The sequence below is a fragment of the Amycolatopsis sp. NBC_01286 genome, from assembly GCF_035982555.1.
GTDB lineage: Bacteria > Actinomycetota > Actinomycetes > Mycobacteriales > Pseudonocardiaceae > Amycolatopsis.
Window position 1 is genome coordinate 2,044,258 of the sequence record NZ_CP108428.1, and the last position, 12,210, is coordinate 2,056,467.

Annotated in this window: 13 protein-coding genes; 6 read left to right on the forward strand and 7 right to left on the reverse strand. The window is 70.2% G+C overall.

Features of this window, described 5'->3' with window-relative positions; genetic code table 11:
- Nucleotides 1–20: 20 nt before the first annotated feature.
- From OG570_RS09960 to OG570_RS09975, 4 genes are all read right to left on the reverse strand, one after another.
- A complete protein-coding gene (locus OG570_RS09960) occupies nt 21–1,538 on the reverse strand; it encodes a hypothetical protein (RefSeq protein ID WP_326956315.1) in 1,518 nt (505 codons plus the stop codon).
- A gap of 9 nt (nt 1,539–1,547) precedes the next feature.
- Nucleotides 1,548–2,117, reverse strand: a complete 570-nt coding sequence (locus tag OG570_RS09965) for a DUF3558 domain-containing protein (protein WP_326956316.1) — start codon at nt 2,115–2,117, stop codon at nt 1,548–1,550.
- Between the two features lie 6 nt (nt 2,118–2,123).
- A complete protein-coding gene (locus tag OG570_RS09970; protein ID WP_326945619.1) occupies nt 2,124–2,570 on the reverse strand; it encodes a hypothetical protein in 447 nt (148 codons plus the stop codon).
- Nucleotides 2,571–2,700: 130 nt separating this feature from the next.
- Nucleotides 2,701–3,465 carry an ESX secretion-associated protein EspG gene (locus OG570_RS09975; RefSeq protein WP_247059943.1) on the reverse strand — a complete coding sequence of 255 codons (765 nt, stop codon included), beginning with the start codon at nt 3,463–3,465 and terminating at the stop codon, nt 2,701–2,703.
- 141 nt (nt 3,466–3,606) lie between these two features.
- Between OG570_RS09975 and OG570_RS09980 the strand changes: the two genes are divergently transcribed.
- A complete protein-coding gene (locus OG570_RS09980) occupies nt 3,607–3,852 on the forward strand; it encodes a hypothetical protein (protein ID WP_326945618.1) in 246 nt (81 codons plus the stop codon).
- A gap of 53 nt (nt 3,853–3,905) precedes the next feature.
- On the opposite strand, the gene OG570_RS09985 is transcribed toward OG570_RS09980, so the two are convergent.
- Entirely contained in the window at nt 3,906–5,825 is a 1,920-nt protein-coding gene (locus tag OG570_RS09985; protein ID WP_326956317.1) for a glycosyltransferase, read from the reverse strand.
- Nucleotides 5,826–5,833: 8 nt separating this feature from the next.
- Nucleotides 5,834–6,373 carry a GtrA family protein gene (locus OG570_RS09990; protein WP_442788260.1) on the reverse strand — a complete coding sequence of 180 codons (540 nt, stop codon included), beginning with the start codon at nt 6,371–6,373 and terminating at the stop codon, nt 5,834–5,836.
- A gap of 125 nt (nt 6,374–6,498) precedes the next feature.
- Between OG570_RS09990 and OG570_RS09995 the strand changes: the two genes are divergently transcribed.
- The 5 genes from OG570_RS09995 (at nt 6,499) to OG570_RS10015 (ending at nt 10,508) form a co-directional block, all read left to right on the forward strand.
- A complete protein-coding gene (locus OG570_RS09995) occupies nt 6,499–7,869 on the forward strand; it encodes an FAD-binding oxidoreductase (RefSeq protein ID WP_326945615.1) in 1,371 nt (456 codons plus the stop codon).
- Nucleotides 7,866–8,621: a decaprenylphospho-beta-D-erythro-pentofuranosid-2-ulose 2-reductase gene (locus tag OG570_RS10000; protein WP_326956319.1), complete on the forward strand. Its 756-nt coding sequence runs from the start codon at nt 7,866–7,868 to the stop codon at nt 8,619–8,621. The genes OG570_RS09995 and OG570_RS10000 overlap by 4 nt, the downstream gene beginning before the upstream one ends.
- 101 nt (nt 8,622–8,722) lie before the next feature.
- Entirely contained in the window at nt 8,723–9,343 is a 621-nt protein-coding gene (locus tag OG570_RS10005) for a VC0807 family protein (protein WP_326956320.1), read from the forward strand.
- 50 nt (nt 9,344–9,393) lie between these two features.
- On the forward strand, nt 9,394–10,005 hold the full coding sequence (locus tag OG570_RS10010; RefSeq protein ID WP_326956321.1) for a VC0807 family protein: 612 nt from the start codon (nt 9,394–9,396) through the stop codon (nt 10,003–10,005).
- Entirely contained in the window at nt 10,002–10,508 is a 507-nt protein-coding gene (locus tag OG570_RS10015) for a YceI family protein (protein WP_326956322.1), read from the forward strand. Before OG570_RS10010 ends, OG570_RS10015 begins: the two co-directional genes overlap by 4 nt.
- A 148-nt stretch (nt 10,509–10,656) precedes the next feature.
- Here the strand turns inward: OG570_RS10015 and OG570_RS10020 are convergent, their stop codons facing one another.
- A complete protein-coding gene (locus tag OG570_RS10020; RefSeq protein WP_326956323.1) occupies nt 10,657–12,174 on the reverse strand; it encodes a hypothetical protein in 1,518 nt (505 codons plus the stop codon).
- Between the last annotated feature and the right edge of the window lie 36 nt (nt 12,175–12,210).

A 12,210-nucleotide genomic window follows, 5' to 3' on the forward strand; every position in this document is an offset into this window, starting at 1 on the left:
CGGGGCGTTTCGCCGAGCTGTTATTCGCCGATGACGGGCGGGGCCGTGCGCATGTCGGTGCCGAAGACCTCGTCGGGGTCGCCCTCGACCAGGTACGTCGGGCGCGAGTGCTCCGTGTCCTCGTCGCCCTCGCCCTTCTGGCCGCGGCCCATGCCGCCCGCGCCCATCCCGCCGCGGCCCGCCGCGCCGCTGCCCGAGCCGAGGCCGCCCATGCCGCGCCCCGCGGCCGCTTCGGCCGCGCCGATGCCACCCGGCCGGGCCGCACCCGAGGCGGCGCCCGCGCCGGTCGCGCTGCCGGAGCCCGAGCCACCGGGGCCGAAGCCGGAACCACCCCGGCCACCGCCGCCCGCGCCTCCGCCGAGCTTGGAGTTGTAGGCCTCGTCGCCGCCGAAGCCGCCACCCATGCCGCCGCCCATCGGCATCGGGCTCATCGGCATGCCGCCCATGGAGGTGTTCGGGTTCCCCGCCGACCCGGTCGGCACGGCCCCCGGCTGGAAGCCCGACGGCGTGGTGGTCCCGGCCGGCAGGATCCCGGCGCCCGTGGTCGAGCCGGGCCCGGAGATGTGCGGCGTGACGTTGGGGCCGGGGACGTTGCCGCCGGTGAAGTTGCTGCCGGTGGAGTTGTTGCCGTTGCTGCCGCCCGGCGTGTTCACCGAGCCGGAGCCGGGCATGTTGACACCGGAGGGGTTGTTGATCCCTTCCTTGTCGCCACCGCCGGTCGGGTCACCGGTGCCGCCCCCGGTGCTGAAGCTGGGCGGCGGCGCGAAGGCGGGCTGCTTCGACGCGGCCTCGTAGAGGTTCTTGTCGTAGGTTGACATCACGCTGGCGGCCTGGTCGTGCGCCGCCTGGCTGTCCTTCTGCTTCTGCAACGACTTGTCGACGTTGTCCGGCAGGCTGAACGGGTTGGACGTCGCCCAGTTCTTCATCTCGTCGGTCCAGCTGAACGGGATGGGGGCAGGCATCGAGTTCTTGGCCGTGGAGGCGGCCTGACCCTGGTCGTAGATGGTCTCCGAGGCCAGCTTCGCGTTCTGCGAGTTGGCGTCGGACCACTTGCCGAGACTGGTGAAGTAGGACTGCGCGTTCTCCGCGGCAGGCCCTTCCCACGTCCCCTTCGACGAGTTGACTGCGGTGTTCATCGACGTGGCGAACTTGTCGAAAACCTGGTGGACCTGGTGGTACGCGGTCGAGACGTCGGAGACCTGCTCGACGTTCAGGTTGCTCTGCAGGTACGCCTGGAGCTGTGTGTGGTCGCTGCCCTTGTAGTCCGCGTTCGGCGCGTTCAGGCCGGAGACGTAGTCGACGTCGCGGCCCTTCGTGGCCTCCGCGACGTTCTTGTCGCCCATCTCCTGGGACTGGTTCTTGGCCTGCTGCTGGGCGATCCACTGCTGGAGCGGCCCGAAGAGCCAGTTGCCGGGGTCGACGCCTTCGTCGGCCTTCTGCTGGAGGTACGCATCCCGGTCGGCGGGCGCCATGTCCTGGACCTGCTGCGGCGTCTTGTCCGGCGTCTTGGGCGCCGGAGGCTGCTGTCGCGTGCTCATCTGGGTCCCCTATCCCTTCGGCAACCGCGGCTCGACGATCTTCGTGGCCACGTCCTCGGCGAGCTGGCAGGCCCTCTCGACGGTGTTGACCGACGTGACGTTCACGTCCACTCGCGCCTTGTCCCCGACGCCGAGAGCGACCGTGCAGCCGAGCGGCGCGGTGCTGGACGCCTCTTTGGCCTTGCGGCCGTTCACCTGGAGGTCCTTGATGCCACCACCGGTGTCGACGACCGCGTCGAGCGGGACGTCGTCGCGGATGGCGGCAGTGATGGTCATGCCTTCTTCGCTCGCCGTGGTGGTCTTGTTCTCATAACCGCAGATCCGCGCTCCGCCGAGCTTTTTCTCCTCGGCGTCGCCGAACGTGCTGTACGGGCTGACGTCGGCAGCCGTCAGCAAGGTGCACGGTTCAAGAGCGGTAGTCGTGGCGCTGCCGGGGTCCGCGGTGCTCGAACTGTCGGAGGTCGGCGCGGCCGACTCCGAATTCGCCGGCGTGGCCGTGCCGTTCTGGGCGCTGGTGCAGCCGGCCAGCAGGAAGACGCCCGCGACGACGGGCAACGCAGCGCGTGCGAGGAGTTTCATCATTCCCTACGGCTTGGACTTCAGGCTGTCGAGAGCGGTGTTCTCGGCCTCGGTGTACTGACCCGCGGCCCGGGCCAGCGCCTCGTCGGCCTGCTTGGCCACCTCGCGGAGCTGGGACAGCGCAACGCCGGCAGAGCCTTCCGCGTCCGCCGCACCCTTCTGGTCGTGACTCGCGACGGTGTGACCGTACGGGTGGTTCCCCAGCTGCGGCGTCTGGTTCAGGACCACGACGTCCTTGTCCAAGTGGCGCAGGTCGGTGACCAGGTCGTTCAGCGCGTCACGGATCGGCTTCACGCCTTCGGGGGTGATCTTGAAACCGCCGCCCTTGGCGGCGTCCACCAGCTTTTGGGTCTCCGCGGTGACACCCTTGATCGCCTCGCTCATGCTGCCCGAGGAGAGCGGGTTGACTATGTCCGCGAACGAGCCGCCACCGCCGCCGTCGGCTATCAACATCGCTGTTCCACCCCGTATCGCTTCGCCCGTGCGTGTGCACCCGGGAGTCTACTAGCCGGGTACCCTGCGCAACTGCCGTTCACCGATCTTCACCTGTGACGCGCGGCCGCCGCCGGAGGTTCCGCAGGGGTCAGAACTGGCCTTCGAGCTGGGCGTACAGCTGCTGGGCCAGGCGGGCGTTGTCGGCGGGCGCGTAGGTGATCCAGCGCTGGCCGTCGTCGGATCGGCGGGAGGACATCAGCCAGCGGCCCTGCTCCGTGTCGAACCAGGCCAGCGGGGGGAACGTGCCGCCGCGGGTCTGGGCGGTGAACTGGCCGATGCGCTTCTTCGGCTCCTGGAAGACGCGCTCGATCATCCGGACCTGCGGGCCGCCGGCGCCGCTGTGCGAGCGCGGGCCGCTGACGCCGGCGAAGGGGTCGTACGCGTCGTCGCGACGCTGCTGGCGGGGCTGCTCGGCCGGGCGGGAGATGGTGACCGACTGGCCGGGCGCGGCCGGGGTCAGCGGCAGCAGGTCGACGATCGCCGGGACGATGCCCGTCGGGCGGACCTCCTCGAAGACGATGAGGTTCTCGTCCTGCTTCGCGAGCACGGCGAACTGGCCGTCGGAGGCGACGCGGGCGAAGAGCTGCTTGCCGCCCAGCTCGGCGACCGCGCTGATGGTCAGGCTGCCGCGGACGAACGTGGCCAGCGCCAGCTCGGCGTCCGCGTCGAGGCGGCCGCGCTGCCACAGCCCGCGCCCGGTGAGGTCGCGGACGACGGCGTCGCGGATCATCCCCCGCTGCTCGACGGTCGTGCCGACGTGCGGGACCTCGAACGGCGTCGGCGCGCGGCCGAGACCGAGGCGTTCGACCAGGATGTCCACCGCCGCCAGCGACAGCGAGAACGTGTGTGGCATCGCTTGCATCTCCCCCGCGGGTTTCAGATCTCCGGGAAACGGTAGTCCACCGCACACGAGGACCGCAGCCGGACGCCGAAGCCGCTGCGCCCTCAGCGAACTCGCTTGCCGCGCGAAGATCGCCGCTGGTCCGATGGGTGCATGGCTGACCAGAAACCCGCACTCGTGCTGCACCTCGCCACCGGTGGCGAGCCACTGCTGTTCGCACTGACCGCCGAAGAATCCGGGAAGCTGGCGGGCAAGCTCCCCCAGCTGGTGAAGTCCGCCGCGGTGGACACGGTGACCACCAAGAACGACGCCGAGGTGACGATCAACTTCGCCCACGTCGCCGCCGCCTACATCGACGACCTCAACCGGAAGACCAACATCTTCGGCATGCACACCTGACGCACGAAGGCCGCCTCACGACGCATCGTGAGACGGCCTTCGGGACACCTGGGTCAGAGCTTGTACAGGCGCTTCCAGTTCTCACGCGAGGTGAGTTCCGGCATGGCGCGCTTGTACTGCTCCTGCACTCCCGCGCCTTCCTTGCGCAGCCGCTGGACGACCTTCGCGCCGCGCTTGGCCAGGTCGAACATCTTGACCTTGTCGTAGGAGCGGACGCGGACGCCTTCCTGGTTCGCGTCGGTGACGACCGCCGTGTCGAACAGGGCGATGTGCCACCAGTTCGCCTCGTCGATCGGCACCGCGCCGAGCCCGAAGCGGCTGCGGCCGAGCACCCGGTCGAGCACGCGCTTGATCAGCACCAGGCGCTGCATGCTGGGCCGCGGCGCGCTGTTGATGATGCCGATGTCGTTGGACGCGATCCCGGGGACGTCGGTGGCCTTGTGGCGCTTGGTCTCCGGGTACTGGTCGCGGATCCGGCGGATCTCCTTCATCGCCTCCACCCCACCGTCGCGCAGGACCTCAGGGCCTTCGAGGAAGTCCTCCACGGCCTTGATCAGCGTCGCCGACAGCCCGTACTGCATGCCCAGCAGGTACCGCACGAGCTGGGCGAGCAGGACGCGGGAGAGGAGGTTGAGGTTGAACGGGGAGTGCAGGGCGGCGGTGATGATGGAGTTGCGCAGGTTGAAGTAGCGGTGCCACTCGTCCCAGTCCTTCATGTGGAAGTCCGCGTGCCACACCCCCGCCCCCGGCAGCGTCACCGTCGGGAAACCGTGGGCGCGGGCGCGGTAGGAGTACTCGGCGTCGTCCCACTGGAAGAAGAACGGCATCGGATACCCGGTGGCCTGCACGACCTCGTAGGGGATCAGGCAGGACCACCAGCCGTTGTAGCCGGCGTCGAGACGGCGTTCCTGCCGGTTCGGCTTCAACGTCTCCTCGTCGACCCCGAGCAGGTCCGCGGTGGTCAGCGAATGCTCGACCGGCTGACCGGGCTCGAGGGTGTTCAACCGGGCGTATTCGGCGCCGACGTGGAGCTGGTTGGGGTGGAACAGGTTCAGCATCTGCCCGCCGACGATGATCGGGTTGGCGGCGCGGTTGGAGAACGCCGTCATCCGGATCACCAGGTCCGGCTCCAACAGGACGTCGTCGTCCATGAACAGGACGTTGGCGTGGGCGGTGGCGGTGTGCCCGGCGACCTCGTAGAGGCCGCGGGTGAACCCGCCGGCGCCACCGAGGTTGGGCTGCTTGATGTAGTGCAGCTTCTCCCCGAGGTCCTTGACGACCTGGTCGAACCCGTCACGGGATTCGACCAGGTCGGTGCCCTGGTCGGCGACGTAGATCGCGTCGAGGGTGTCGAGGGAGGAGACGTCGGCGGCGAGGGCCTGCAGGTTCTTCAGGCAGTCATCGGCGCGGTTCATGGTGCAGATGGTGACCGCGGTCGGGCGGATCGTCTCGGGCGCTTCGACGGTCCAGCGGACCTGCTCCACGCGCAGGGTCTGGCCGCCTTCGGTTTCCAGGTCGAGCCAGAGCGCGCCACCGTCGTAGAACTTGTCCAGCTTCCCGGTGAGGGCGATTTTGTGCTGGGTGACGTCGGTGACCTGCTCGGCCTCGATGACCCGCGGTTCCCCTTCGACGTCGGAGGCACCCATGGACAGCAGCCCGGTGCCGGTGACGACCGCCTCGACCGACACTTCGGTCACGGTGGTCCAGCGCTGCCAGTAGGACGCCGGGAACCGCCCGAAGTACGTGTTGCCCGAGACCTTGGAGGCCGGCTCGAGGCTGATCGCCGCACGCTCCCGCACGGCCGAGCCCCACTCGAGCTCGGCGTAGAGGTCCTTGCTGACGATCGGCGCCGGGCCGGCGTAGAGCCCGCGCTGCGCCGTCAGGCGACCCTGCGGAGTGTGCTCGGTGAACCGCGTCTCGGCGGCCGCGCCGGCAGTGGTGGTCGGCGCCGGGGTAGCTGTTTTACCGGGCATGAAGTTCCTCAGTTCTCCTCAGTCGACGGCTCGCGGAAGACGACCCACTTGAGCATCACGAAATTGATCACGGTGGCGGTGGCCTGCGACACGGCCCAGCACAGGGTGTGCTGCCACGCGGACTCCGGCAGCACCTGAAGCATCAGCTGGTTCACCCCGACCGCGACGAAGAACGTCACGGTGTAGAGCAGGACGAACGAGCCGACCTGCGTCTTCCCGTCGCGCCGCCCGCCGGAGAAGGTGAACTTGCGGTTCAGGAAGAACGCCGTGGTCGTGCCCACGATGAAACTGATAGCGCGCGCGATGTCGACCCACGGTGAAGCGGCCATCCCGGCCACCTGGGTCAGCAGCGTGTACGTACCCAGGTCGATCAGGGCGCAGAAGCCACCGATCAGGGCGAAGCGGATCAGCTGCCCCAGCAGTCCGATGGAGGACGGCTGACCACCCGTGGTTGGGGGGTCCAGGGGGGCTTGCCCCCCGGCCGGGGCCTGGGGCTCGGCCCCAGACATCGCAGCTGCGATGTCGGCTTGCGGATCGGTCGCCACCACTGCATTACCTCGTTGCCTGAGTCATGGTCACCCGCGCGGGCGCTTGTGCCTTGATGCGCAAAGTGTAGAAGCGAGCACTTCAGGGTCACGTTCCGGGCATCGTTCGGCGTGGCTACCCTGGTCGGGTGACCCCAGGACTCGACACACAGCGTCGCACGCTCACGGGCTGGGCGCGGACGGCACCGACCACCGCCGACGTGCTGAGCACCGCAGACGTCGAAGTCATCGCGCGGGCCGTGACCCAGGCCGGTGAGCGCGGTGTCATCGCCCGCGGCCTCGGCCGCTCCTACGGCGACCCGGCGCAGAACGCGGGCGGCCTCGTCATCGACATGACGGCCCTGAACCGGATCCACTCGATCGACCCGGACAGCGCGCTCGTCGACCTCGACGCCGGCGTGAGCCTGGACCAGCTGATGCGCGAGGCGCTGCCGTACGGCCTGTGGGTCCCGGTGCTGCCGGGCACGCGCCAGGTGACGATCGGCGGCGCGATCGCCAACGACATCCACGGCAAGAACCACCACAGCGCGGGCAGCTTCGGCAACCACGTCGTGTCGATGGACCTGGTGACCGCGGACGGCAAGGTCCGCACGCTGACGCCGGAGGGCCCGGACGCCGAGCTGTTCTGGGCGACCGTGGCGGGCATCGGCCTGACCGGGATCATCGTCCGGGCCAAGATCCGGATGACCAAGACGGAGACGGCGTACTTCCTCGCCGACAACGAGCGCACGAACAACCTCGACGAGACGCTGGAGCTGGTCAGCAACGGCTCCGACGACAAGTACACGTACTCCTCGGCGTGGTTCGACACGATCTCCACCGGCTCGAAGCTGGGCCGCGCCGCCTTCGGCCGCGGCTCGCTCGCCAAGCTCGACGAGCTGCCGCCGAAGCTGCGCGCGAACCCGCTGAAGTTCGACGCTCCGCAGCTCGCGACGCTGCCGGACGTCTTCCCGAACGGCCTGGCGAACAAGCTGACCTTCGGCACGATCGGCGAGCTGTACTACCGGAAGACGCCGAAGGAAGCCCACGGCGTCATCCAGAACCTGACCGCCTTCTACCACCCGCTGGACATGTTCGGCGAGTGGAACCGGGCCTACGGCTCCAAGGGTTTCCTGCAGTACCAGTTCTCGACGCCGCTGGGCGCGGCCGAGCCGCTCGAGAAGATCGTCAAGAAGATCGCCGAGTCGGGGCACGTCTCCTTCCTCAACGTGTTCAAGCGGATGGGTGAGGGCAACGCGGCGCCGCTGTCGTTCCCGCACCCCGGCTGGATGGTCTGCGTCGACTTCCCGATCAAGGACGGGCTCAGCCGGTTCTGCCAGGAGCTCGACGACGACGTCCTCGAACTCGGCGGGCGGTTGTACACCGCGAAGGACTCGCGCACCTCGCCCGAGACGTTCGCGAAGATGTACCCGCGGCTCGAAGAATGGCGCAAGGTACGCGCCGCCGTGGACCCCGAAGGCGTTTTCGCCTCTGACATGAGCCGGAGGCTCGCACTGTGATCGACGCCGTTGGCAACCCCCAGTCCCTGCTGCTGCTCGGCGGCACCTCCGACATCGCACTGGCGATCGCGGAGAAGTACCTGGCCGAGAAGCCGCTGCGGGTCGTGCTCGCGGCCCGGCCCTCGCCGCGGCTCGACGCGGCCGCGCAGCGCCTGAAGGACAAGGGCGCCGAGGTCGCGACCGTCGACTTCGACGCGAAGGACCTGGCGTCGCACCCGGGCGTGCTGGACAAGGCGTTCGAAGGCGGCGACATCGACGTCGCGGTCGTGGCGTTCGGCCTGCTCGGCGACGCCGAGGAGCTCTGGCAGGACCACGCCAAGGCCGTCGAGCTGGCGACCGTGAACTACTCGGCCGCGGTGTCGGTCGGCGTCGCGCTGTCGGAGAAGCTCAAGGTCCAGGGCCACGGCACGGTGATCGCGCTGTCGTCGGTGGCCGGCGAGCGCGTCCGGCGGTCCAACTTCGTCTACGGCTCGACCAAGGCCGGTTTCGACGGCTTCTACCTGGGTCTCGGCGAGGCGCTTGCGCCGCACGGCGCGAAGGTGACCGTCGTCCGCCCCGGGCACGTCAAGACGAAGATGACCGAGGGCATGAAGGACGCCCCGCTGGCGCAGACCGCCGAGCAGGTCGCCGAGATCGCCGTCTCGGCCGCGCGCTCGGGCAAGGACCTGGTCTGGGCGCCCGCGCCGTTCCGCCTGGTGATGTCGGCGCTGCGGCACGTCCCGCGGCCGATCTTCCGCAAGCTCCCCATCTGAGATCTCTCCTGGGGCCTCCACCCGCGGGTGGAGCCGGATTTCCATCCGGGCCCGACCCGCGAGCCGATGTGTCGTGACGGCTGTCGAAACAGACTGTCGTCATGACGAACACCTCGAGTGACCGCGCCCGGCTGACGATGCTTCTGCGCGACGTCGCGCTCCCGATGGCCCTGTTCTACGTCCTGCGCTCCTTCGACGTCGACGCGCTGTGGGCGCTGCTGGTCAGCGCGCTGCCGCCGGCGATCCGCTCCGGGTACGTCCTGGTGCGGCACCGCCGGATCGACCCGATCGGCGCGTTCGTGCTGGCCGTGCTCGTGGTCAACGGCGCGGTGGCGCTGATCTCCGGCGACCCGCGGCTGCTGCTGGTCCGCAGCGCCTGGGTCGGGCTGCTGCTGGGCGGGCTGATGCTGGGGAGCCTGGTCGTCGGACGGCGGCCGTTCCTGTTCCGGGCGATCTGCACGCTCCAGCCGGCCCGCGCCGCCGGACTCGAGGCCGGCTGGGCCGCCGGCGAGGGCTTCCGGCAGCTGTGGCGCACGGTGACCCTCTGGTGGGGCGTGGGCGGCGTGCTGCTCGGCTGTGCCGTCGTGCTGATGGCGTTCACCCTGCCGGTCGACGTCGTGCCGCTCCTGGACACCGCGCTGACCGTCGGCTGCCTGCTGCTCGGCATGAAGCTCACCCGGAAGCGGTTGATCGCCGGCATCAACCGGACGGTGGATGCGTAGGAGCCAGGTCGACGATGGCCCCGGCCCGGCCCGGCCGCGAGGCTCGGGGCATGGGGAAATCGCTCGTCGCGCTGCTCTGCGACATCGCCGCGCCGGTCGGCGGCTACTACCTGCTGCGGGCGTTCGACGTCGCGCCGATCTGGGCGCTGGCGTTCAGCGGCCTCCCGCCGGCGCTGCGGATGCTGTACCTGGCGCTGCGGCACCGGCGGGTCGACGGCATGGGCTTGTTCGTGCTGTTCGTCGTCGCGATCGGGCTGGTGACGTCGCTGCTGACCGGCGACGCGCGGCTGCAGCTGGTCCGGAGCGCGTGGTTCAGCATCCTGTTCAGCGTCTGGATGCTGGCGAGCCTGTGGGTGGGCCGCCGCCCGACGACGTACCAGGCCACGCTGGCGCTGATTCCCCACCGCGCCGACACGCTGGAGGCGCGGTGGGCGGACACACCGTCGTTCCGCCGGGTCTGGCGCGTGCTGACGGTGGTCTGGGGCGTCGGCGGGCTGGTGCACAGCGGGCTGAGCGTGGCGCTGGCGTACACGTTCCCGGTGGACAGCGTGCCCGGGCTCGATACGGTGCTGTCGATCGCGAGTTTCGTGGTGCTCCAGGTGGTCACCCAGGTGCTGCTCGCGCGGGAGGGCACGATGAACCGGATGTGGGCGCGCCGATGATCGAGATCCCGCCACCCGGCGAGTACCGGCTCGACCCGGCGCGGTGCCGGGTCGGCGTGTCCGGCACGCACCTGTTCGGCATGTCGACGGTGACCGGCGAGTTCCCGCTGGCCGGCGGCACGGTGCTCGTCGGCGACCCGGTCACGGCGTCGCTGGTGACGGCGGAGATCGACGCGACGGGCCTCGCGACCGGCGACCGGCTGCGCGACACCGAACTGCAGTCCCGCCGCTTCCTGCACGGCCGCGAGCATCCGGTGATCACGTTCACCGAGGGCCACCCCCGCCAGGACGGCGCGCGCTGGCTGCTGGACGGCATCGTGACGGTCCGCGGGACGGCGGGCCGAGTCCAGTGCGAGATCGACGCGGTCACATTGACACCGGACGGCTTCACGGCCCGCGCGGCAACGATCATCGACCGCTTCGCGTTCGGCCTCACGTACGGCAAGCGCATGGGCGGCCGCGAGTTCACGCTCACCCTCGACGTCACCGCGCTGCGGAGCTGAACTCCCGGAGCGGGCCCCACCCCCGCCCTCCTCCAGGGGGGCGTGCCCAGTTCCAGTCTATCGGCGCCGGCCGGTGAAACCGGCTTCGAAGCCGGCGGTGGGCCGAGTTGTCCACATCTGACGTCGCCTGTGGACAAACGCCGGCGGGTCAGCTTCCGGGGGCCGGCGCGGGCATCAGGTAGAGGTTCTGCCGGCCCATCCACGGCGAGTCGATGTGCCAGCTCGCCAGCGCCGTCGACGGCGGGGCGTGGCGCGTGGTCGTCAGGACCAGCTGCGGGCTGATCGGGGCGACGCTGTGGTCGAAGTTGTGGAAGTTGGCCTCGAGCAGCGCGCGGCCGAGCTCGCCGCTGCGGCGTTTCGTCTCGGCGATCGCCGGGTCGACCGCGCCGCGGTCGGAGAACTCGTCCACCAGCTCGCAGTCGCACGCGTACGCCAGCGCGCCGACCTCGCCCGCCGTCTCGACCGTGCGGCCGTGGGCGATCGCCGCCAGTTCCTGGCCGATCTCGCGGTACTCCGTCGTCGACGCGTGGTTGCTGGTGATCGGCGCGAACTGGCGCGGGACGCCCGGCAGCACGTACACCGCGACGCTCGCGGCGAGCACCGCGCCGGCGCCGGTCCAGGCGGCCTGCTTCGCCCGGTGCGGCGCCGCCGTGACGCAGGCGCCCAGGAAGATCGTCGCGCCGATGATGCTCGGCGCGTAGTACCAGTGGTACGGCGGGACGCCCAGCTGGCTGTAGGCGAGGTAGTGCAACGCGCCCGCGACGGCGAGCATCGCGAACGGCCTCAGGCGGCGGGCCGTCGCCGAGCCACGGCGGAGCTGGACCAGCCAGAGCAGCCCGGCCAGGCCGCCGAGCAGCAGCGGCAGGAACGACAGCGTGGCCGCGGCCGGGAAGTTGCGCCAGTAGAGGAGCGGGCCGTTGGTGAAGCTGAACGGGCCCCACGACTGCTGGCTGATCTTGATGACCAGCGTGTCCGGCACGGCCGAGCCGAGCACCAGCCAGCTGAAGCCGAACCACGGGAGCGTCACGGCGAGGGCGCCGAAGACCGTCCGCCAGATGCCGTCCCAGAACTCGCGGCGGGCCAGGAACACCACGAGCGCGATGAGCAGCAGGTCGATCCGGACGAGCGCGAGCAGCCCGATCACGAGCCCCAGTCGGCCCGGCCGGCGCTCCCCCGCGTAGACGAGCGTCCAGACGACGCCGGTGGCGCCGAGCGCCACCTCCAGGCCGACCGACGACAGCAGCAGCGGGTTGACCAGCAGCAAGGCGAACGTCAGGGGCGCGAACGCCGGGGGCAGGCCGGCGCGCCCGGCCAGCCGGCGCAGCCCGAGCACGAGCCCCACCTGCGCGGCGACGAACACGATCCCGGCGGCCACCACGGCGTCGCGCACGACGAACGTCACCGCGGCGAGGGCCAGCACGTTGAGCGGGGACGTCGCGGTGTTCGCCGTGCCCTGCTCGATCAGGCCCCAGTGCGCGTGGAAGGCGAGGTTCTTGGCGTAGGACAGCGTGATGTACGTGTCATCGATCAGATGGCGGCTGACCAGGGCGAACACCACGGCGGACGCCACCGCGGCACCCGCCGGGAGGATCCACGGACGGGTGACGGGCCGGGCCACCGGCAGCGCACCGGTGGCCTCGTCGAGTTCTGCGGAGGCGCTTCGCATCACGAACACCGTACTCTGCTCGTGACGCGAACGTGA